This window comes from Desulfotomaculum sp. 1211_IL3151, assembly GCF_036763075.1.
In the GTDB taxonomy this organism is placed as follows: domain Bacteria; phylum Bacillota; class Desulfotomaculia; order Desulfotomaculales; family Desulfotomaculaceae; genus Desulfotomaculum.
In genome coordinates this window covers 20,655-43,270 of sequence record NZ_JBAIYV010000062.1, presented here as the reverse complement: position 1 = coordinate 43,270, position 22,616 = coordinate 20,655, and the positions used below count along the sequence as shown (strand labels likewise).

The window sequence follows — 22,616 nt, the reverse complement described above, 5'->3', positions numbered from 1 at the left end:
TGTATGTAATATAGAAAGAAGGTGCTGAAGAGAGATATTATAAATAAAAAAATAGTTGCCCATGCAGCACTCTTTGGGTTCATCAATACCATAGGTGTTTCTAGCCTGCACTTTTCTCATAAATCATTGCTATTTTTAGCCATCGGTATGCTGTTGGTGCTTTTCAACGCTTGGTTCTATATGCTCTATTGCTACAAGCACGGATCCTATTTAAAGGATAAAGAAAAATACATACTAGGATCTCTTTTCGTTGGAATCCTTGCCCTTAGTAACATTATTTCAGGGAATAAGCTTTTTGCTGCTCAGGTTGCTGTAGACATGACACCCACGAATGTTCTTATGCAATTGATTTTAGGTCCAATCATATCTTGCATGGTAACTGTGCTGCTTTGCAAACAAGATTTTTTAATTAAGGACAAATAGAAGCAGGAGGGACTCAAGGGGACGGTTCTTTTGTGTCGTTGAAACGACACAAAAGAACCGTCCCCTTGAGTCCCCTTTTTGTTTACGATAAACAAAACTTTTCCTAGGGCATTTATCTATTGTATAATTAAGTTTATTGTTGGTATTATGGCTGCATAAATAAAAGAGCTCGTTCAAATGGAGGATAAAATTTCGCATGAATCAAGCAAGAAAAGAAATTCAAAGGCGCAGGACCTTTGCCATCATCTCTCACCCTGACGCCGGTAAAACGACGATGACCGAGAAGCTTCTCCTGTACGGTGGAGCACTGCGCTTGGCTGGAACAGTCAAATCAAGAAAATCCAAGCAACATGCTGTGTCTGACTGGATGGAGTTAGAAAAGCAGAGGGGTATCTCAGTAACCTCCAGTGTACTCCAGTTTGATTATAAAGATCATAAGATTAATATTTTGGATACCCCGGGTCACCAGGATTTTAGTGAGGATACCTACCGAACCCTAATGGCAGCAGACAGTGCTGTGATGCTTATTGACGCGGCCAAAGGGGTAGAGGAACAAACCAAAAAACTGTTCCATGTTTGCCGCAAGCGCGGTATTCCTATTTTCACCTTTATCAATAAAATGGACCGTCATGGTAAAGAGCCTTTGGATCTGTTGGATGAGCTGGAAAAGGTGTTGGATATTAAATCCTACCCGATGAACTGGCCCATTGGCCGGGGCAGTGAATTTAAGGGCATCTATGAACGGGCCACTTCAAAAATAGAACTCTTTACTGGCACCGGTCATGGCAGTACGATCGTAGCAACAAAGGTTGGTGACCTTGGGGACCCGGCCATTGTCGAGTCCATGAGTGAATCGGTTTACAATTTACTAAAGGAAGACCTGGAACTTTTAGATTTAGCCGGGGATGCCTTTGATATGGAACAGGTCTCTCGGGGAGAATTAACACCCGTCTTCTTTGGCAGCGCACTGACTAATTTCGGGGTAGGGGCCTTTTTAGACTCCTTTATCAAAATGGCCCCGGCACCCCATGAAAAGGAATCCAGCGTTGGCTTAATCCAACCTGAACAAGCGGAATTCTCTGGTTTTGTCTTTAAAATTCAGGCCAATATGGACCCGGCCCACAGGGACAGAATTGCCTTTATCCGCATTTGCTCAGGGGTCTTTCAACGGGGTATGACCGTAAAACACGTTCCCACTGGTAAGACCATTCGACTGGCCCAATCAAAACAATTTATGGCCCAGGATGCCACCACCATCAATGAGGCCTACCCAGGTGATATTATTGGTATTTTTGATCCGGGTATATTTAGTATTGGGGATACCCTAACAGAAAAAAGTATTTTTTCTTATGAAGCCATCCCCAAGTTTCAACCTGAGCTGTTTGCCCGGGTAAACCTCCGAGATGCTATGAAACGCAAACAATTTGTCAAGGGTATTGAGCAGCTTACCAATGAAGGTGCGGTTCAAAGATTTCGCAACCCGGACATTGGCTTTGAATCACCGATTATTGGGGCGGTAGGCATCCTGCAGTTTGATGTTCTGGAATACCGTTTGACCCATGAGTATGGTGTGGATATTAGCCTGGATCACTTATCCTTTACCTTAGCCAGATGGGCGGTGGGGGAGAACCTAACCGTCCAATCCTTGAAAAGTATGGATAACATGGTTTTACAGGATGATGATGATAACTTTGTGGTCCTTTTCCGCAACGAATGGGCCTTTAACTGGGAAGCCGAACGGAACAAACAAGTAACCTACCTGGAACATCCTCCTGCCAAAGGAACCGCCATGGCCGGTTAAAAAAGGCATCAGGAAACCCTGCCGTTGGAAATGACGGTAGGGTTTTCTAATGTGACAAAAAGAATCGTTCCGCTGTCGCAAAATGCATGAAAATAACTGTTGATATATGGGCAATAAGTTGATATTCTCATTTTAAGTTGTGGCTTTTCAGTCACCACGCGGAGCAGGATAGGATCAACTAGCCTGAGTCAATGATAGCAAAAGCCGCCTTCTGCTTTGGTGTTAAAGCATGAGACGGCTTTTATTCATTTGTTGTTGTTGTCATTCTCATTACCACAATTTTTCGCCCAGTGTCATGGAGCGATTCTTTACGACCGTATTTTTCAATTTGCTTAAAATAGACAAAATATTCAATTAAATTGATCCTAAAAGCATTTTTGAGGGGAGGTAATCGGCCATTCATAATTTAAATAATCGAAAAAGGGTTGAATGGGAATTACGGGAGAATCCCGAACTTGTGAGGGTTCTTATCGATAACCCCTATGAAGGCTTTATTGCTGTAAATAAAGGTGGTTTTGTAACCTTTATTAGTGACGTTTACCTTGATACGTTAGGCTTAGAAAAAGAAGATACCATTGGCAAACATATTACCGAGATACATTCCAATACGAAGCTTCTCCAGGTGCTGGAGACGGGCAAAGCGATTTCATATGATTATTGGGAAGTTAAAGATATGACACTGATCGTGGTGCGTTTTCCCATATTTAACAATAAAGGTGCGATAATTGGGGCAGTGGGCAAGGCAGTTTTTGTTGATGTACCCTCGGGAAAAAACCTGGGCAAGAAGTTACAGCAGCTGGCCAGGGAGGTGGAATTTTATAAGGAAGAGCTATATAAATTCTACAAAGCAAAATACACCTTTTGCGATCTGATCGGGGAAAGCGGTGCAATTAAAAAAATAAAAAGAATAGCCCAAAAGATTGCCTTATCTGATGCAACGGTATTAATAACCGGGGAGAGTGGAACCGGTAAGGAGTTGTTTGCCCAGGCCATTCATAACGCCAGTTACAGGTCAAGTCATCCCTTTGTACGGGTAAATTGTGCGGCTGTACCGGAAAACCTGCTGGAGACAGAGTTATTTGGCTATGTTGAAGGGGCCTTTACCGGAGCTAAAAAGGGTGGTAAGCAGGGAAAATTTGAATTGGCCCAGGGTGGGACAATTTTTCTGGATGAAATCGGCGAATTGCCCTTAACGATGCAATCTAAACTGCTTAATGTATTACAAGAAAGAGAAATCGAAAGGGTAGGAGGTATCCGAACCGTAAGGATCGATGTGCGGGTTATTACAGCAACCAACCGTAATCTCGAAGACATGGTAAAGCAGGGGACTTTTCGTGAGGATCTTTATTATCGATTAAATGTAATTTCTTTAAAATTACCTTCCCTGCGTGAACGTCAGGAGGATATCCCTCTTTTGGTGAATTATTTTATCGGTAAACTGAATCAAAAACTAAAGTGCAGTGTGGCGGGCTTTACGAAAGAAGCCATGTTGCTGCTTGTAAAACACCACTGGCCTGGAAACATTAGGGAACTGGAAAATACCTTGGAAAGAATTTTTATATTGGCAGAGGATAAAACCATAGCGGTGGATCATTTGCCTCTTTCTTTAAAGGTTAAAAAACGTCATGCGATCCAACCGAAAAACCTCACGTTAGACGAGCTGATCAATCAAACGGAAAAAAGAATTATTTTAGATACATTAAGCAGTGTAAAAGATGACCGTATTGCTGCTGCCGGACTCTTAGGGATACACCTTTCCTCCCTCTATAGAAAAATGAAAAAACATGGTATTAAAAATGGTTTCACCTCCTAGGGGTGAGACTTTTTTTATGATAGGCGAACCCCTCGCTTCTCAATAATAAGAATATTCCCAAAATTAAGAATGCTGTCTGAATCGAAGCAAGGGTACTTTTCCTTTGCAAAAATAAGAATATCTAAATAAATATTCTGAATTGACGGACATTTGGTTTTGCAAACATAGTGTTAAATTCCTTCTGATTTCTTGCGATTCCTTCATAATTTTAGGGATGCACGATTTCGGGCACAAAAAATGCGATTAAGGATTGTCATACAAGCTAATGGACCATCCATTCAATCAGGAGGGGAGGGTATTTGATTATCAACGATGACGTTGCCGATGGTCTAAACAGTAGCGTTTATATCACCTTTGTAAATAAACAAATATGAAGGTCAAAGGGGGAACAAGAGGATGAAGCGCAGCATTAACAAGGCCGCAGTACTTGGTGCCGGTGTAATGGGGGCAACCATTGCTGCACATTTGGCCAATGTGGGTATCCCCACATATTTGCTTGACATTGTACCAAATAACCTTACGCCGGAGGAGGAAAAAAATGGGCTTACGTTGGCAAGCTCCCAGGTAAGAAATCGTTTTGCTGTCAATGGCTTAAAGGGTTTGCTAAAGTCAAGACCCGCAGCCCTTTATGTACCGGAAAATGCAGCATTGATTACGCCGGGTAATTTTGAGGATCACCTGAATGTACTGGCGGAGTGTGATTGGATTATTGAGGTAGTTGTTGAAAGGCTTGATATTAAACAAAGTTTATTTAAGAAGGTCGAAGCCCACCGGAAACCTGGGTCAATTGTATCCACGAACACTTCCGGCATATCCATCAACCGGATTTGTGAGGGCATGTCACAGGAATGCAAGGAGCATTTCCTAGGGACACATTTCTTTAATCCTCCCCGGTATATGAAATTACTGGAACTCATTCCGAATGATGAAACGTTAACGGAAATCATGGGTTTTATGGCAGAGTTTTGTGAACGTGTCTTGGGTAAGGGCGTTGTTATCTGTAAAGACACCCCAAATTTTATTGCCAACCGCATTGGTGTTCATAGCATGTACTCGGTTATCAATGCCATGGTGGAATTTGGCCTGACCATTGAAGAGGTAGACAGCCTAACGGGTCAAGCCCTTTGCCGCCCCAAGAGCGCGTCCTTCCGTACCTTGGATATGGTTGGTTTGGATGTCATGGTACATGTGGCAAAAAACGTCTATGACGTTGCGGTAGAGCCAAGTGAAAAGTCCGTTTTTGAAACGCCTGAGTTTCTAGGGAAAATGATAGAACAGGGCTTATTGGGTGATAAGACCAAGCAGGGTTTTTATAAAAGGGTTAAGACGGATAAAGGTCGTGAAACCTTGGTCTTTGATTACCTAACCTTGCAGTATAGGCCCAAAGAAAAGGTTGCCTTTGACTCCCTTAAGGCGGCCAAAATGGCAGGAAAACCAATTGAGCAAATGAAGGCCTTGCTGTTCGGCAAGGACAAGGGAGCACAATTTGCTTGGCGTGTGCAAAGGGACACCCTGGTTTATGCAGCCAACCTGTTGGGTGAAATTGCCGAGGATATCCAGTCCATCGATAAGGCTCTGAGATGGGGCTTTAACTGGGATTATGGTCCCTTTGAAATATGGGATGCCCTTGGTGTTAAGGAGGTTGCCGAACGCATTAAAGCAGAGGGGATCAGCGTGCCACAGGTGGTTGAAGATTTATTGGCATCTGGCAGGACCAGTTTCTACAGCCGGAAGGATAGTAACCGCTATTACTTTGATCGTAACACCAAGGAGGATGTGCAGGAAGAGATCCCGCCGGGGGTTTATTTCCTGAAATCGCTCAAAGAACAAAATAAGGTTATTAAAGCCAATAAGGGTGCCAGCTTGATTGATATTGGTGATGGCGTGGTTTGTCTGGAATTTCATAGCAAGGCCAATGCCATCGGTGATGATATTTTAGCCATGATCAATTACTCCGTAGCCGAAGTGGAGAAAAACTATGAGGGTCTCGTTATTGGTAACGATGGCAAGAATTTCTCGGTTGGAGCAAACCTATTTTTTATTCTAATGGAGGCTGAGGAAGAAGAATACGAAGACCTGGGGATGATGGTGCATTTATTCCAGCAAGCCAATATGCGTTTGAAGTATTGCCATAAGCCGGTGGTAGCTGCCCCGCACGGGATGGCCCTGGGTGGTGGCTGTGAGGTCGTGCTGCATGCACACCGGGTTAACACCGCTGCGGAAGCCTATATCGGACTGGTGGAAGTAGGTGTTGGTCTCATTCCCGGGGCGGGTGGCTGTAAGGAAATGGCTTTTCGGGCTGCTGAGCTGGCGACACCAAAGAGTCAGATTCCGACTGGCGGTACCAACAGCAGCCAACCCATGCTCAATCGTGCCTTTGAAAATATTGCCCTGGCGAAGGTGTCGACAAGCGGTCCCGAGGCCATCAAACTGGGCTATTTACGGTCGGACGATCGTTTTAGCACCAACCGTGAGCGGGTCATTGGGGATGCCAAACGAATGGTACTGGAAATGGCAGCGGCCGGGTTTAGGCCAAGACAGCCCAAGAAGGTGCAGGCTCTCGGTGATGCCGGTTATGCTGCCATCGAATTAGGCATTTACTCCATGCTTTGGGGCCGCATGATCTCCGAACATGATGCCAAGATTGCCAAAAAAATTGCCCATGTTCTAACCGGCGGTGGTGTAACAGCCGGTACAGAGGTAACGGAGCAGGATTTGTTAGATCTGGAAAGGGAAGAATTTTTAAGTTTGCTGGGCGAGCCTAAGACCCTCGACCGGATGAGACATATGCTAAGGTTTAACAAACCACTAAGAAACTAGGGGGGAGAAAAATGAGAGAGGCAGTCATTGTCAGTGCCGTGCGTACTGCCGTAGGCAAGGCACCACGGGGCAGGTTAAAAAATACGCGCCCGGAATATATGGGGGCCGAAGTATTAAAGGAATTGGTCAAAAGAACACCCGGCCTTAACCCGGCTGAGATTGATGATGCTGTTATTGGCTGTGCCTTTCCGGAAGCAGAGCAGGGCATGAACCTGGCGAGATTACTTATCTTAAAGGCCGGTCTACCCGTCGATGTTGCTGCTCTTACCATTAACCGCTATTGTTCTTCCGGCTTGGAGTCGATTGCGATTGCAGCCACTCGAATTATGGCGGGCTTGGCAGATGTTTATATTTGCGGCGGCGTTGAGAGTATGAGTGCCGTTCCGATGGGCGGCAACAAGATTGCTCCGGACCCGGAACTGCTGGCAGCATATCCGGAAGCTTATATGGGTATGGGCTACACGGCTGAAAACGTGGCAGAGAAATACGACATTAGCAGGGAAGAGCAGGATCGCTTTGCAGTGGCTAGTCATGCCAAAGCGGCCAGGGCGATTGCCGAGGGACGCTTCAACGATCAGATTGTTCCCCTGACGGTTCAGGATAAGGCTCGCTCAAAGGGCAAGCTGATTGTAAAAGAAAGTGTATTTGATATCGATGAAGGCGTGCGGGCCGATACAAAAATCGAAGGACTGGCAAAATTAAAGCCGGCCTTTAAGCAGGGTGGCAGTGTAACGGCTGGGAACAGCTCCCAAACCAGTGATGGGGCGGCCGCTCTCATGGTTATGAGCAGTGACAAAGCCAAGTCCCTGGGACTTAAACCCATGGCCATATTCCGTTCCTATGCGGTGGGTGGCTGTCCGCCGGAATTAATGGGCATTGGGCCAACCGTGGCCATTCCCAAGGCACTAAGGCTGGCGGCAATTACCAAAGAACAGGTGGATTTGTTTGAATTAAACGAAGCCTTCGCTGCCCAGGCCCTTGCCTGCATCAAAGATTTGGCACTGGATACGGCAAAGGTTAACGTTAACGGTGGAGCCATTGCCTTGGGGCACCCGCTGGGTTGTACCGGGGCCAAGTTAACAACCCAACTTCTGTATGAAATGAAGCGTCAGCAGGCCCGTTACGGCGTGGTTAGTATGTGCATCGGTGGTGGTATGGGAGCTGCGGGTGTATTTGAAAGAGTTGACTAATCGATCAACAACGAAAGTCCGTGCAGGTATATGAAAATTCAAAGGGGGTCCGTAGGATGGAATTGCAAAAGGGAGCGATGTATTTACTTGAAAATATTGATCCAGAGAAGATCTTTATACCGGAAGACTTTTCGGATGAACAAAATATGATTGCCAATATGGTGGCTGACTTTACCGCAAATGAAATTATTCCGAAGCTGGAGGAAATAGACCATCAAAGGGCAGGATTAAGTAGATCCCTACTTGTTAAAGCAGGTGAATTAGGCCTGTTGGCCGCCGATGTGCCGGAAGAATATGAAGGCGGTGAAATGGGTAAGATTACCTCCGCCGTCATCACCGAATACATCTCCTCTGCCGGTAGTTTTTCTGTAAGCTTTTCTGCCCATACCGGGATTGGTTCATTGCCGATTGTGCTTTTCGGTAATGAAAAACAAAAGAGCAAGTATCTACCCGACCTTGCCACGGGCAGAAAGATTGCCGCCTATGCCCTTACCGAACCGATGGCCGGTTCGGATGCTTTAGCCGCCAAGACAAAGGCGGTTCTTACGGAGGACGGACAATATTATGTACTGAACGGGGAGAAAATTTTTATCACCAATGCGTCCTTTGCCGATGTGTTTATTGTTTATGCTAAAATTGACGGGGAAAAATTTACAGCTTTTATTGTGGATAAAGATACGCCGGGCTTTTCCATTGGTCCCGAGGAAAAGAAATTGGGTATTAAAGGTTCCTCAACTTGTTCGCTGATCTTTGAGGATGCCAGGGTGCCGGTTGAGAACCTGCTTGGTGAAATTGGTAAGGGCCATGTAATAGCCTTTAATATTTTGAACATTGGCCGCTACAAGCTGGGCTTGGGTAGTGTTGGTGCTGCCAAAGCAGCCATTGCTAACGCAACGAAATATGCCTTAGAACGCCAGCAGTTTGGTATGCCCATTGCTAAGTTTGGTATGATTCAAAATAAACTTGCCCAAATGGCTGCTAAAACCTATGCCTCTGAAAGCTTAATCTATCGTTTGGTAGGCAACATTGAGGAGTCTTTACAGGGTAAAGGGAATGGTCGGGAAATTGGTGCCGCCATTGAGGAATATGCGGTTGAGTGTTCCATTGCCAAGGTTCATTGTTCCGAGAGTCTTGGTTATGTCACAGATGAAACCGTGCAAATTTACGGGGGTTACGGCTATACCCAGGAATTCCCGGCTGAGAGGATGTATCGGGATGCGAGGATAAATCGGATCTTTGAGGGTACCAACGAAGTAAACCGTCTGATTATTCCGGCCACATTGCTGCGTCTTGGCATGAAGGGGAAGCTGCCCTTGCTTCAAGCGGCTCAAGCCTTGGCCGGTCAATTGCTGTCACTTCAAGTGAAAGCCCCTACAGGGGAGGAAGCCCCTCTTGAAGCAGAGTTTGATATGGTAGATCGGGCGAAGAAACTATTCCTCTTAATAGGTGGCTCAGCAACCCAGAAATATATGAAAAAACTGGCGAAGGAACAAGAAATCATCGAAATAATGGCGAATCTGTGTATTGAAATCTACGCCATGGAAAGTGCCCTATTACGGGCTCAGAAAGCTTTAGCGAAGGATGCAGCAGGTGCCGAAACGAAGCTTGAACTGGCCAGGGCCTATCTTTATGATACCTTCCCGAAGCTGGGGATTTGGGCCAAACAAGCAATTGCCTATATGTTTGACGGTGGTGAAGAACTGCGGACAAACCTGAGCATCGTTAAACGCCTGAGTAAATACCAGCTTGCCAATATACTTGGGATCAGGCAAAATCTTGCTAAAAAGATACTGGAAGCGGGCAAATATGTAGTTTAACTGGTCGCAGTCGTTTTTCAGCCAGGTGAGTGAATTCGCTGAGTCGAAGGACTCACGAATTCACTCACCTGTACAAAAGTTACGGTTAACGCCGTCAGAGGATACATTTAAGTAAAATTTATAGAATATTCTTGCAAATTGTCCGATTAAAGCCTGGGTAATGAAGTAAATGAATGGGGGCTGATTTTGGATGAGCATGTATGGTGATATGTACAAAAGTAAACTGGTTTCGCCTGAACAGGCAGTCGGTGTTGTGAAATCCGGGGACTGGGTTGAATGGGGCTCCTTTGCTTGTCGTCCTCTCGTATTGGATCGAGCGTTGGCTCGGAGAAAGGAGGAGCTGCAGAATGTAAAAGTTCGGGCTGTATGTACTGTTTATGGCGTGCCCGAGATCGTAAAGACCGATCCTACCAGGGAACATTTTTGTTATAATAATTGGCATTTTAGTGTGATCGATCGCAAATTATCCGACAAAGGGCTATGTTCCTACATCCCGCAGCTTTATAGGGAAGCGATCGGGTATTTAAATAACTATTGTCGGATTGATGTAGCGATGCTGCAGGTTGCACCGATGGATCAGCACGGGTATTTTAACTTTGGTCCAGCTGTTTCCCATGCCTATGCTTGTTGCGAAAACGCTAAGATCGTCATTTTAGAAATCAATCAAAACATCCCTCGGGCCTTGGGGGGGAATTCGGAAGCAATCCATATTTCTGAGGTGGATTATCTCGTTGAAGGTGAAAATACGCCGCTGCAGCAGGTGCCAACGATTCCGTTTTCAGAGGAAGATCGTATCATTGCCAACTATGTGATGGAAGAAATAGAGGATGGTGCCTGTATTCAGTTGGGCATTGGTGGGATGCCAAATGTAGTGGGGAAAATGTTAGCGGAATCGGATTTAAAAGATATTGGGGTACACACGGAAATGTTGGTGGATGCTTTTGTGGATATGTATGAAACAGGTGCATTAACCGGTCGCAAGAAGAAAGTAGATCGCTGTAAGATTGTCTATACCTTTGCTTTAGGCTCACAAAGATTATATGACTTTATTAATAATAACCCGCTGTGTGCAGCATACCCGGTAAATTATACGAACAATCCCAATATCATCGCCCAAAATGATCGGGTCGTGTCGATTAATAACGCTGTGGAAATCGATTTATTCGGGCAGGTAAATTCAGAAACATCCGGCAATCGGCAAATCAGTGGCACAGGCGGGCAGGTGGATTTTATAGAAGGTGCCTATAATTCAAAGGGCGGTAAGAGTTTTATTTGCCTTACCTCCACTTACAGAGATAAAAGTGGCAAGAATATTTCACGGATCAAGCCCCATTTGTCGAGTGGTTCAATTGCCACTACCCATCGGGCGGCTGTTCAATATGTAATAACCGAATATGGCAAGGCGATATTGAAGGGAAAAACAACCTGGCAGCGAGCCGAGGCCCTGATCTCGATTGCCCACCCGGATTTTCGGGCTGAGTTGATCCAGGAAGCGGAAAAGGTTGGCATCTGGCGAAGAAGCAATAAGAGGTAAGCCCCACGATGTAATTGGAAGGTTAAGGAAGAGGCATCCGGTACCTACAAATCCCTACTATGTTCGATGTTCATGGCAAAGGTTTCATGATGCTGAAAAATACCCTGAGCTTTGGTTTTACAACCAAAATTCAGGGTATTTTCGATTGGCTGAGAAATTGTTAACGATGACTGCAATAACCACCAAAAGAAAGGCTCCTAGTCCAACCGGGGAGAGTATGTAGCTAAAACTTTGGCCGGTATATACTGCGATAAATGCGGTTGCTCCACCGGGTGGGTGCAAGGTTTTGGTTACGTTCATGGCAAAGATTGCCAGTGTAACAGCCAGTGCAATGGTCCACCATTGATTACCGAAGAATTGGTATACCATTACGCCGGCGGTTGCTGAAACAAGGTGACCACCAATAACATTTCTCGGTTGAGCCATGGGTACCTGACAGGCTGCAAAGATAAGAACAGCGGATGCACCCAGGGATGGGAACAAAAGAGCAATATCATAAAAGGAATTTAACCAGGCAATAAGGCCAACACCAAGAAAACTGCCCAGGGCGGTAAAAAGATGATTGGTCAGGTTTAGGCTGTTAACGGTTGGCGCGTTTCCCCCCCGCATCTTAGTGAAATAAGATGATAGAGCTTCAAGGGATGAAGAATGGACATGATTTTCCAAGGATCTGGTTTTTTCCAAACTTACCACCTCCAATTCGATTGTAAGTGAGGTGTACAATAAAAGCTGTTAAATTTATCACAGAAACAATGTCTTTCCCCTGACATTGTCAAAATGTAATCTTTTCCTAAGATATTTGTAATAATTCTGCAAACTTTACCTGTTATTATAAACCCAATATGGGGCTAACTCAATATTACTAAGAAAATAGAAAAATTAACCTAATAATAGATAAGTTTTTAATTCATGGGAATGATAATAACTAGTTTAAGCAAAAATGAGGTGGATGGAATGTTTCAAATTAAGGAGAAAATTTACTGGGTTGGTTATAAAGATTGGGAGCTTAGAAGATTTCATGGCGAAGAGTATTCTACCCATAAGGGTTCTTCGTATAATTCTTATCTTATAAAAGATGAGAAATTAGCCCTCATTGATACGGTATGGACCCCTTTTCATGAAGAATTTGTGGACGAGCTGGATCATAAGGTCGGTATTGATAAAATTGATTTAATTGTGATCAATCACTGCGAAGTAGACCATGCCGGGAGTCTGGCACACCTGCTGGAGAGAAGACCGGATATCCCCATTTATTGTACGAAAAAAGGCTCTGAAATGATGCAGAAGAGCTATCACAAAAACTGGAATTTCAATGTCGTAAAGACCGGCGACAGTGTTGAATTGGGCCAGTATAAACTAATTTTTGTGGAGGCCCCCATGCTTCACTGGCCCGATACCATGCTGACATATGTTCAAGGTGCTAATCTTTTAATATCCAATGATCCCTTTGGCCAGCATTTAGCATCACCCCATTATTATAATGATCAGGTAGATCAGGGTGAGCTGTTTTACGAGGCAATAAAATACTATGCCAATATCATCACACCCTTTAATAAACTGGTTAAGGCAAAGATTAAGGAATTAAAAGCCCTTAACCTGCCGATCGACATGATTGCACCCAGTCATGGTATTATCTGGCGTGATAACCCCATGCAAATTGTCGAGAAGTATGAAAAGTGGTGCAATAACTACCATGAGGGTTCTGTGACCATATTATATGACACCATGTGGGGAGCAACCAAGAAAATGGCCCTGGCAATAGCCAAGGGATTGGAAAACAAAGGGGTTCCGGCTAAGGTCATCAATACTGCCAAGTATGATAAGAATGACATCATTACAGAAGTCTTTCGTTCAAAGGGAATTATTGTAGGCAGTTCCACCATAAACAACGGGATATTGTCTTCCATGGCGTCTATTTTAGAAATGATTAAAGGTTTAAAATTTAAGGAGAAGGTGGCGGCTGCCTTTGGTTCCTATGGATGGAGCGGTGAATCGGTAAAGATTATCGAAGGCTGGCTGAAGGACAGTGGCTTTGAACTTGTTCAAGATGGGAAAAAGATTAACTGGGATCCCACCGGAGACGAGTTAAAAGAATGTATCGCCTTTGGGGAGGCCTTTGGTGAGAAGATAAAATCCGATGGGAGTATACAGTAGGTGGTGAAGTAAATTGGCTTCTGATTGCCTAAATTTATCAATGATTTTTGATCTTGCGGTTAAGAACAGTGAGAAGGGTGTCAGTTACTACCGAAAGATGCAGGAATTAGCCGAGGATACGATTGCTAAGGAAGTTTTTCATCGTCTGGCGGAGGAAGAAGATGAGGAGAGACGAGCACTGATAAAGGTAGCCCGGGCAGAGGCCAATGAGGGGGAAATAAACCTTGATGAGCAAACCTATTGTTACCTATGTGCCCTGGGGGATGAACTGAGTTTTCCCTATGATCAAACCAAGGAATTTAGGGCCTTAACGCCACGGGATGCCTTGGAAATTGGGATTGAGGCGAAAAAAGATGGTATTTTGTTATATCATGAACTTCTAAATCGATGTGCAACCAAGGAAGCTAAGAATATTTTGCTGCATTTAATAGAAAATGAACAGCGACATCTCTTGGAATTAAGGGACTATATGTATGAGTTATGTCCCACAGGATGTAAGTATTACCGTAAAATTGGTAATACTGGTGTTAGCTAGGATTAGCAATGGATATAGGGAAATAGGAGGAGAACAAGATGTCTAAATATGAATGTGTATGTGGGTATATTTATGACCCTGCCAAGGGTGAAGGAGATATTGCACCTGGCACAGCCTTTGAGGCTTTACCAGAAGACTGGGTATGCCCTGAATGCGGCTTAGGCAAAGATGCCTTTACCGAAGTAGAATAAAGTATAGGCAGAGGCTGTTGCACAAGGACCGAATGGTTCCGGTGTAACAGCCTCTTTTCTTTTCCCACGAACAGTATCATAGGCTGTAGGGGGTATTGCATCAGCGGGGGATCGATAGCACCTTGCGAAATGGACAAGGTTATCTTTCCTAAAAAACCAAGGCATTTCTTAGTGTAGTGGAACAAAAAAGAAGTGCCGCTATTTGCGGCACTCCCTTAATATTAACCCAACATCTTAGTTAGATCAGCCTGTGCATCTCCGCTAATCAGTTGTAAATTAAAGGTCTTTTGCAGAACTTCTACAACACCAGGGGTCAGAAACTCAGGAGCCTTTGGCCCGATATACATGTTGTTAACACCCAGACTAAACAGACCTAACAGAATGGCAACTGCTTTTTGTTCGAACCAGGATAGAACAATGGTTAAAGGAAGATCATTCACACCGCAGTTGAAGGCTTCAGCCAGGGCCAGGGCGATTTTTACGGCAGAACCGGAGTTGTTGCATTGCCCTAGGTCTAGGAAGCGGGGAATGCCCGTACCTTCGATGGTGCCAAAATCAATATCATTGAATCTGAATTTACCGCAGGAAGTGGTCAAGATGACACAGTCCTTGGGAATAGCCAAAGCCAGTTCCCTGAAGTAATCCCTGCCCTTGGTAGGGGAGTCACAGCCTGCAATAACGAAGAAACGTTTGATTTTACCAGCCTTTACAGCTTCCACAATCTGAGGAGCCAAAGGCAATACGTTTAAGTGATGGAAACCAGTGGTCAGGGTTTTAACTTCTTCGTTAGAGCCGTTTAATTTGCCGACGATTTTCTTCCAGAGACCATCTGTTGGGGCACCAGGCAGAGCAAGGGCTTTCTCGATGACCGGGGTAAAGTCCAGATCCTCTATTTTCTGTACGCCTTCCAAACCAGTAACACCGAAGGAAAACATACGATCGCCATAGGTTGCATCTTTGCGAATTGGCATGACACAGTTGGTGGTGGCCAGGATAGCACCTGGGAAAGCTTCAAATACCTGCCTTTGATCAAACCAAGCTTTTCCTACATTGCCTTTTAGATGGCTGAATTTCTTTAATTCAGGGTAACCATGGGCAGGCAGCATTTCAGAGTGGGTATAGATGTTAATGCCTTTGCCTTCTGTTTGCTTAAGCAATTCTTTTAAAGCTAAAAGATTATGGCCAGTAACGATGATGCATTTACCTTCCACTTTGTCTGAAGTAACAGCAACAGGGGAGGGAATTCCCAGGTTATCCAGGTGGGCTTTGTCCAGCAAATCCATTACCTTAACGGTAGCGGTACCTACTTTCATAGCCATGTTGATGGTTTCTGTCAGGTTAAAGTTAACGTTCGTTAAGGTAGAGTAGAGAGCCTCCTGGGTAATAGCGTCCACTTCCGGGTCTGCATAACCAAGTTCCTTCGCGTGGGTAGCGTAGGCTGCTACGCCTTTGAGAGCAAAAATAATGGTATCCTGTAAGCTTGCAATATTTTCATCTTTACCACATACACCGATTTTAGTGCAACCGCCTTTGGGAGTTTGTTCACACTGATAGCAAAACATATTAGAATTCCTCCTTTTATTGGTTAACGACCTTCGTCGCTTTTGTTTTCTGCAGTAATCATACCGAAAACAATGGTAGGAGGATGTGATTGGTGTCATGACAAAGCTGTGATATTGATCACAGTTTCGGTCGTGGCGGACGTGGGCCGAGGTATTGGTAGTAGTTGCATTCTACCCGGCCATTGTAAAGCTTACGCTTTTTATCTGCTTTTTTACCAAAGTAATGTTCAAACTGGTCAAAGGCAGAGATAACAAAACAAGACCAGTTTTCCAAGGTAGGATAGGTTTTGCCTAATTCTTCGGTTAGTTTTCTAACTTCTGCTAGTTCTCCTAATCTTTGACCATAGGGTGGGTTGGTAATAATAAAGCCATATTTTTGTTTGGACCGAACATTGGCAACGGGTACCCGCTGAAAGTGAATAGAATCTTCCACATTAGCTTGTTTTGCGTGGTAGCGTGCCAGGCTTAGAACCTCATCATCAATATCCGTACCATAGATCCGTAACTTAGCATCCCGTATCTCTGATTCTAGGGCCTCTTTACGGGCGGCTTGCCAGATTTCCTTTGGTAGGATGGGCCATTCCTCCGCTGCAAAGTTTCTCCCAATACCTGGGGCAATATTATGTCCAATTAGTGCTGCTTCAATAGGGATGGTTCCCGAACCACAGAAGGGGTCCAGGAGGGTACGGTCTGGATACCAACGGGCAATGGAGAGTAGACCCGCAGCCAAGGTCTCCTTTAAGGGTGCTTGGGCGGATAATTTGCGATAACCCCTTTTATGTAAGCCTGCGCCGCTGGTATCAATGGTGATGGTGGCAACATCTTTCAGCAAAGCCACCTCGATGGTATAGCGGGGACCGGTTTCCTCAAACCAATCCTTTTTATAGGTTTGTTTCATCTTTTCCACGATGGCCTTTTTGACAATGGCCTGACAATCAGGCACACTGTGCAGCTGAGATTTTATTGATTTTCCTTCCACCGGGAAATTGGCATTTTCAGGCAGCCAATCGGGCCAGGGCAGGGCCTTGGTTTGTTGGAAAAGTTCTTCAAAGGAAGTGGCTTTGAATTCTCCCATCTTGACCAAAACTCGATCAGCCGAGCGTAACCAGAGGTTTGTGCGGCAAATGGCCATTTCGTCACCAAAAAAGGTGATGCGACCATTCTCCACCATTACATCATAACCTAGCTTTTTTACTTCGTGAGCCACCACCGATTCTAAACCAAAGGTGGCGGTTGCAATCAATTCAATTTTTTTTGCCATAGTGACTCCTTATACATCTTTATCCATTAAGGGTTAATTTACCACGTCAGGCGATGTTTTATCAAGTTTTTCTATTCCGGAAGCTTGATATACTTTCCCAGTACAAAGAAGAGGTGGCATGAAGGCCACCTCCCCTGGTATTTATTTAGTTTCTCCTAACATTCTGGCTAAGTCTGCTTGGGGGTCGCCGCTAATTAGAGTTAGCCCAAAGTTCTTCTGCAGTACTTCAACCACTGTGGGATTGAGGAATTCAGGCAGTTTGGGGCCAATGGTGATATTCTGTACATTCAGGCTCAGCAGACCCAGCAGAATGGCCACAGCCTTTTGCTCGAACCAGGATAAAACAATGCTAAGGGGTAAATCATTGACGGTACAATCAAAGGCCTCCGCCAGGGCCTGGGCAATGTGAACAGAAGAAACAGAGTTGTTGCACTGGCCTAAATCCAAATAACGAGGAATATCCGTTCCTTCAATATTCCCGTATTCAACGTCATTAAATCTGAATTTACCACAGGAAGTGGTGATGATGACACAATCTTTAGGAATAGACGTAACCAGCTCACGGAAGTAGTCCCTCCCCTTGGTGGGTGCATCACAACCGGCGACCACGAAGAAACGACGGATCTTGCCGGCTTTTACTGCATCTACAATTAGGGGAGCCATCGGCAGGACGTTCTGGTGATGGAACCCTGTGAGCAAGGTTTCCTGAGAATCGATAGTAGCTTTCGGTAAGGAAAGGGCTTTCTCAATCAGAGGAGTAAAATCCCGGTCTTTAATTTTTTGGGCACCTTCCACACCGGCAACCAAATAAGTAAACATCCGATCGCCGTAGGTTTTATTGCGTATGGGCATCACACAGTTGGTCGTTACCAAAATAGCACCAGGGAATTTTTCAAAAACCTCCCGTTGGTCATACCAAGCCTTACCCACATTCCCCTTTAGATGAGCGAATTTGTGTAATTCTGGATACCCATGGGCAGGCAGCATTTCGGAGTGGGTGTAAATATTAATGCCTTTGCCCTCGGTTTGTTTTAATAGTTGCTTAAGGGCCAGTAGATCATGTCCGGTGACTAAGATGCAATGACCCTCTACCTTGTTATTGCTAATCTTAACTGGTTTGGGGATACCCAGCTCTGCAGTATGGGCTTGATCCAACAAATCCATGACCTTAACACAGGCTGTACCAACCCTCAGGCACATATCAATATGATCCTGTAAGTGAAAATTAGAGTTGGTTAAGGTTAAAAATAAAGCTTCGTGGGTAATGGCATTGACATCGGGATCGTCGTGACCGAGTTCCCTTGCATGTACAGCATAGGCAGCCACTCCCTTTAAACCTAAAATAATTGTGTCTTGGAGGCTGGCGATAGCAGGGTCTTTGCCACAAACACCTACCTGAGTACAGCCCCCGGGAGGTGCATATTCACATTGATGACAATGCATCTTATTAACTTTTCCTTCCTTTTCAACCTGGGGCTTGGCTTCGGGTTTTTCTTTTCCTAGCAGCCGATCAAAAAAACCTGTCAAATGATATCACCTCAATTATTTTTTTTTATTATTCTCGAATCTTTCGAACCTATACAGATGTAAAAAACAGTCTTGTTCTCTAGATCAAGATAAAATTATTAAAAACATTAAAAAAATCAATTTAGATATTGAAACTGGACAAGGGTTCAAGCATAATTAAATTAACCCAACTAATTGATGAATGGGTATCAAAAAGTAGAGGGAGGAACTAAAAACTATGTACGTTGTATCTATCGACAGAGATAAGTGTGATGGCTGTGGTGCTTGCGCTGACGCTTGTCCCGCTGGTATTCTTGGAATGCTGGATGATGGTAAAGCCGATATTACCGGCGAGCCTGATGAGTGCATGGGCTGTGAAACCTGCGTAGCTACCTGCCCCAACGAGTGCTACACCATTACCGAAATGTAATTAAAAATAAAAACCGCCCTAGGCGGTTTTTATTTTTTTATATACTTTTATTGAACTTTATGTAAAACATAGGGAATCCGAATAGAAAACCTGTTTTTAAAACTCAAATGATGACAGCCCCTAAGATTTGTTGTCGGAATTAAATGCTACAATTGTTAAAAATTTACTGGTATAATTTAGCAAGACAAATCATAAGAAGGGGTGCCTTACATTGGGAAAGAAAGTAACATTCGCTGAAGGAGCTGAAATCTTAGGGGTGCCAATCAGTATGGTAAGTAAATGGTTCAGCCAGGGATTATTTAAACATGTAGAATTGGATAGAAAAAGTCCCAGTGGCCCGACATATTTATTGCGACTTGAGGAATTACTGGCCATTAAAGATGCAATGGAAGCTGAATCCCGGGGGCAGGAATTGGCTCAGGCAGAAATAGCTGCAGCAAAGGAAAATACCTGTGAAGCGGAGGTTAAGGATATTAACAAAAAAAGACTTAGCCTAGTGAAAAGTAACAGTAAAAAACAGGTATTGGATACCCCAGTTGATGAACCAGGTAAAGAGATTATTTTAAAAATAGAAGAAGAAACAGCGGCAGGATTGATAAACTCTTTAACCACTTATTTAAACAACTTTGAACAAAAATTTATACAACACATGGAAGAACAAGCGGATAGAAATGCTTTAAAGTTTAACACCATGGCCATTGAACATTTGGAAACATTAAAAGAAATGTCCTTTAAGATGGAGAGGGTGGTTGACGTACTAATTACCATGCCTCAAAAGGTTAGTGACGATACGGTTAAAGCGGTTAACGAAATCAAGGACATGATGCCAAATATGACGGAATTATCAGAGCTTAATCAAGGAACCACGGAAAAACTGGAATCTGTGGGGAAAAAATTAGAGCAGTTAAGTGAAGAAATAAAGGATACCAAATGGGCGGTTGTTAAAATGGCACGGGAGAATAATAAGAATGGCAAAAGGGATAAAAGTAAGAAAAAAACAGGGTCTGGCTTTACCAGCAGTATCGGTAAATTTTTTGGCCTAGGAAAGTAATTATGCGACCAGGGGGACGGTTCCTCCGGTCAAAAAAAAGACTGCGACCGGAGGAACCGTCCCCCTGGTCGCAGTCTTTTTTGAACAAAAAACTAAACAAAAAATGACAGGTAAAGTTGTCCATTGTCAAACTACACTTGTCCATGAAAAAGTTAGCTACAGGAAAGAAATAGTTAGAAATAAATAAAAATTGCTAAAAAATTATTTATATGGACAAAAACCAAATTGATTATTGACTAAAAACATAATAGTATACCCTATAGGGAGATGTACCCGTTTTTTAGGGGACGATTATCCCATACATTTTTGGGGGAGGTAGAAGGAGTCTTATGTTTAAAAAGAGGTATTTTACAATTGTTTCCCTCCTGCTAGTTGCAGCATTAGTCCTGGCAGGATGTGGCGGCGGTGCGGAGAAAAAGGATGCCGCCGAGAATACTGAATCTTCTGATGTAATTAAAATCGGTGTTTATGAACCCTTAACCGGTACCAACGCCGCCGGCGGAGAAATGACTGTTGAAGGTATTAAACTGGCTAACCAGTTGTTCCCGGAAGTATTAGGTAAGAAGGTAGAATTATTTATCGTAGATAACAAGAGTGAAAAGCAAGAAGCTGCTAACGCCGTTGAAAGACTCGTAAGCAAGGACAAGGTTAATGTAATCATTGGTAGTTATGGTAGCTCCCTTTCCATGGCTGGTGGTCCGATTGCGAATGATGCAGGCATTCCTGTGATTGGTTGCTCCCCCACGAACCCTGCAGTGACCCTTGGTAATGACTATTACTTCCGGGTTTGCTTTATTGATCCCTTCCAGGGCACTGTAATGGCGAACTATGCAGTTGGAACATTAGGTGCGAAAACAGCGGCGATCATTCAGGACGTTCAGCAAGACTACTCGGTAGGCCTTAACAACTACTTTGAAAAGTCCTTTAAACAACTGACTGGTGATGAAAACGCCATTGTAGCCAAAGTCAACTACAATACCGGTGACAAAGACTTTTCTTCCCAATTAACCTCTATTAAGACCAAAAATCCCGATGTTATTTTTGCCCCTGGTAACTTCCTTGAGTCTGGTATTCTAGTACAAAAGGCCCGCGAACTTGGTATTACCGTACCCATTCTGGGTGGTGATACTTGGGAGGCACAGGAGTTCCTAGATCAAGTTAAAACCACCAAGGATATTTATTTCAGTACTCACTTTGACTCTACTCAACCTGTAACTGAAATGTCCCAGAAGTTTATGGAAGAATATACAAAGGCCTTCCCCGACAAGCAGGTCAACGCCTTCGGAGCCCTTGGGTTTGATACCTATATCCTAGCTCTTGATGCTATTACCAAGGCCAACTCGGATGATCCTAAGGCTATCCGCGATGCACTGGCTGCAACCAAGGATTTCCAAGGTGCAACTGGTATTATTTCTTTGGATGAACATGGTGATGCCACGAAGACGGCTATCATTAAGAAAGTGGCAGATGGCCAGTTTGTGTATGAAGGAAAGGTTGACCCTAAATAAGTAGGGGATAATTTATGCTACACGACTCCCCACCTGCTCAGCAGGTGGGGAGTTGGTATTCTTATTTACATGCTGGAATTTGTACCCAAAGAGTCATTACTAGCTTTTTTTGGAAGGGGTTATATCATGACCGGAGAACTATTACTACAAAGTTTAGCAAACGGCATTTCTTTGGGAAGTTTGTATGCACTAATTGCCATTGGCTATACAATGGTTTACGGCATCCTGCGTTTAATTAACTTTGCCCATGCCGATCTATTAATGGTGGCAGCCTATGGTGCTTTTTATGGCATTATGATTTTTGCTCTGCCCTGGTGGGCTTCCTTTGCAATTGCTATTATGATTACAGCCTTTTTGGGAGTTAGTATTGAGAAAATAGCATACCGTCCGTTGCGCAATGCTCCCAGAATTTCTGTTTTGATCTCTGCTATTGGTGTATCATTTTTATTAGAGAACCTAGGAATTGTGGCTATCGGTGCCAGACCCAAATCTTTTCCTCGTCCGGAGGATATTGTTTGGAACATTAATATAGGTGGCATTTCCTTCCTGTCCTTGACGGTCATTATTCCCGTAGTAACCATTCTACTGCTGGTGGCAGTAACCTATATGGTCAACAAAACCAAGACAGGTACAGCCATGCGAGCTGTTTCCAGAGACTTTGAGGCAGCAAGTTTAATGGCTGTTGATGTAAATAAAGTAATAAGTACTACCTTTGTGGTTGGTTCTAGTTTAGCTGCAGTGGGGGGGATCATGTGGAGTCTGCAGTATCCCCAGATTGATCCTCTGATGGGCGTGTTCCCCGGTTTAAAGTGTTTTATTGCGGCGGTTATGGGGGGGATAGGAAATATCCCAGGGGCTATGCTTGGCGGATTTATCCTTGGCATGGGAGAAGTTTTCCTAGTGGCCCTCATGCCTGAACTTTCCGGCTATCGCGATGCCTTTGCCTTCATACTTTTAATCTTTATTTTGTTGTTCAAACCCACCGGCATTCTGGGTGAAAATGTAGTGGAGAAGGTGTAG

Annotated in this window: 18 protein-coding genes; 14 read left to right on the top strand and 4 right to left on the bottom strand. The window is 44.1% G+C overall.

Translation table 11 applies throughout. The features are described 5' to 3' along the window. Window positions 1-21: 21 nt before the first annotated feature. The 7 genes from V6C11_RS17205 to V6C11_RS17175 all read left to right on the top strand — a co-directional run bounded on the left by V6C11_RS17205 (window position 22) and on the right by V6C11_RS17175 (window position 11,398). Window positions 22-423, top strand: coding sequence for a hypothetical protein (locus V6C11_RS17205; protein ID WP_333532423.1), 402 nt, complete (start codon window positions 22-24; stop codon window positions 421-423). A 196-nt stretch (window positions 424-619) separates the two neighbouring features. Then, entirely contained in the window at window positions 620-2,224 is a 1,605-nt protein-coding gene (locus V6C11_RS17200) for a peptide chain release factor 3 (protein ID WP_333532422.1), read from the top strand. Between the two features lie 457 nt (window positions 2,225-2,681). After that, window positions 2,682-4,037 (top strand): sigma-54 interaction domain-containing protein, encoded by a 1,356-nt coding sequence (locus tag V6C11_RS17195; RefSeq protein WP_333532421.1) that lies wholly within the window; start codon window positions 2,682-2,684, stop codon window positions 4,035-4,037. A 396-nt stretch (window positions 4,038-4,433) separates the two neighbouring features. Beyond that, a complete protein-coding gene (locus V6C11_RS17190; RefSeq protein ID WP_333532420.1) occupies window positions 4,434-6,857 on the top strand; it encodes a 3-hydroxyacyl-CoA dehydrogenase/enoyl-CoA hydratase family protein in 2,424 nt (807 codons plus the stop codon). A gap of 11 nt (window positions 6,858-6,868) precedes the next feature. Further along, a complete protein-coding gene (locus V6C11_RS17185) occupies window positions 6,869-8,047 on the top strand; it encodes an acetyl-CoA C-acyltransferase (RefSeq protein WP_333532419.1) in 1,179 nt (392 codons plus the stop codon). Between the two features lie 56 nt (window positions 8,048-8,103). Beyond that, window positions 8,104-9,864: an acyl-CoA dehydrogenase family protein gene (locus tag V6C11_RS17180; protein ID WP_333532418.1), complete on the top strand. Its 1,761-nt coding sequence runs from the start codon at window positions 8,104-8,106 to the stop codon at window positions 9,862-9,864. A gap of 190 nt (window positions 9,865-10,054) precedes the next feature. Continuing rightward, window positions 10,055-11,398, top strand: coding sequence for an acetyl-CoA hydrolase/transferase family protein (locus V6C11_RS17175; RefSeq protein WP_333532417.1), 1,344 nt, complete (start codon window positions 10,055-10,057; stop codon window positions 11,396-11,398). A 117-nt stretch (window positions 11,399-11,515) separates the two neighbouring features. On the opposite strand, the gene V6C11_RS17170 is transcribed toward V6C11_RS17175, so the two are convergent. Further along, window positions 11,516-12,091, bottom strand: a complete 576-nt coding sequence (locus V6C11_RS17170; RefSeq protein WP_442886091.1) for an HPP family protein — start codon at window positions 12,089-12,091, stop codon at window positions 11,516-11,518. A 261-nt stretch (window positions 12,092-12,352) separates the two neighbouring features. Here V6C11_RS17170 and V6C11_RS17165 point away from each other — a divergent pair, with 261 nt between their 5' ends. Genes V6C11_RS17165 through V6C11_RS17155 form a run of 3 tightly spaced genes read left to right on the top strand, consistent with a single transcriptional unit; the run spans window position 12,353 to window position 14,278 of the window. Then, on the top strand, window positions 12,353-13,552 hold the full coding sequence (locus V6C11_RS17165) for an anaerobic nitric oxide reductase flavorubredoxin (protein ID WP_333532415.1): 1,200 nt from the start codon (window positions 12,353-12,355) through the stop codon (window positions 13,550-13,552). A gap of 13 nt (window positions 13,553-13,565) precedes the next feature. Next, complete coding sequence (locus V6C11_RS17160; RefSeq protein ID WP_333532414.1) at window positions 13,566-14,087, top strand: ferritin family protein; 522 nt, start codon at window positions 13,566-13,568, stop codon at window positions 14,085-14,087. 38 nt (window positions 14,088-14,125) lie between these two features. Continuing rightward, window positions 14,126-14,278, top strand: a complete 153-nt coding sequence (locus V6C11_RS17155; RefSeq protein ID WP_333532413.1) for a rubredoxin — start codon at window positions 14,126-14,128, stop codon at window positions 14,276-14,278. Window positions 14,279-14,499: 221 nt separating this feature from the next. On the opposite strand, the gene hcp (V6C11_RS17150) is transcribed toward V6C11_RS17155, so the two are convergent. The 3 genes from hcp (V6C11_RS17150) to hcp (V6C11_RS17140) all read right to left on the bottom strand — a co-directional run bounded on the left by hcp (V6C11_RS17150) (window position 14,500) and on the right by hcp (V6C11_RS17140) (window position 18,544). Then, a complete protein-coding gene (hcp, locus tag V6C11_RS17150; RefSeq protein WP_333532412.1) occupies window positions 14,500-15,840 on the bottom strand; it encodes a hydroxylamine reductase in 1,341 nt (446 codons plus the stop codon). Window positions 15,841-15,958: 118 nt separating this feature from the next. Continuing rightward, a complete protein-coding gene (locus tag V6C11_RS17145) occupies window positions 15,959-17,101 on the bottom strand; it encodes a THUMP domain-containing class I SAM-dependent RNA methyltransferase (protein WP_333532411.1) in 1,143 nt (380 codons plus the stop codon). Window positions 17,102-17,242: 141 nt separating this feature from the next. Beyond that, complete coding sequence (gene hcp / locus V6C11_RS17140) at window positions 17,243-18,544, bottom strand: hydroxylamine reductase (RefSeq protein WP_333532528.1); 1,302 nt, start codon at window positions 18,542-18,544, stop codon at window positions 17,243-17,245. 301 nt (window positions 18,545-18,845) lie between these two features. Between hcp (V6C11_RS17140) and V6C11_RS17135 the strand changes: the two genes are divergently transcribed. The 4 genes from V6C11_RS17135 (at window position 18,846) to V6C11_RS17120 (ending at window position 22,616) form a co-directional block, all read left to right on the top strand. After that, window positions 18,846-19,037, top strand: coding sequence for a 4Fe-4S binding protein (locus V6C11_RS17135; protein ID WP_333532410.1), 192 nt, complete (start codon window positions 18,846-18,848; stop codon window positions 19,035-19,037). Between the two features lie 211 nt (window positions 19,038-19,248). Then, entirely contained in the window at window positions 19,249-20,088 is an 840-nt protein-coding gene (locus V6C11_RS17130; protein ID WP_333532409.1) for a hypothetical protein, read from the top strand. Window positions 20,089-20,417: 329 nt separating this feature from the next. After that, window positions 20,418-21,596 carry an ABC transporter substrate-binding protein gene (locus tag V6C11_RS17125; RefSeq protein ID WP_333532408.1) on the top strand — a complete coding sequence of 393 codons (1,179 nt, stop codon included), beginning with the start codon at window positions 20,418-20,420 and terminating at the stop codon, window positions 21,594-21,596. 126 nt (window positions 21,597-21,722) lie between these two features. Beyond that, entirely contained in the window at window positions 21,723-22,616 is an 894-nt protein-coding gene (locus tag V6C11_RS17120) for a branched-chain amino acid ABC transporter permease (RefSeq protein ID WP_333532407.1), read from the top strand.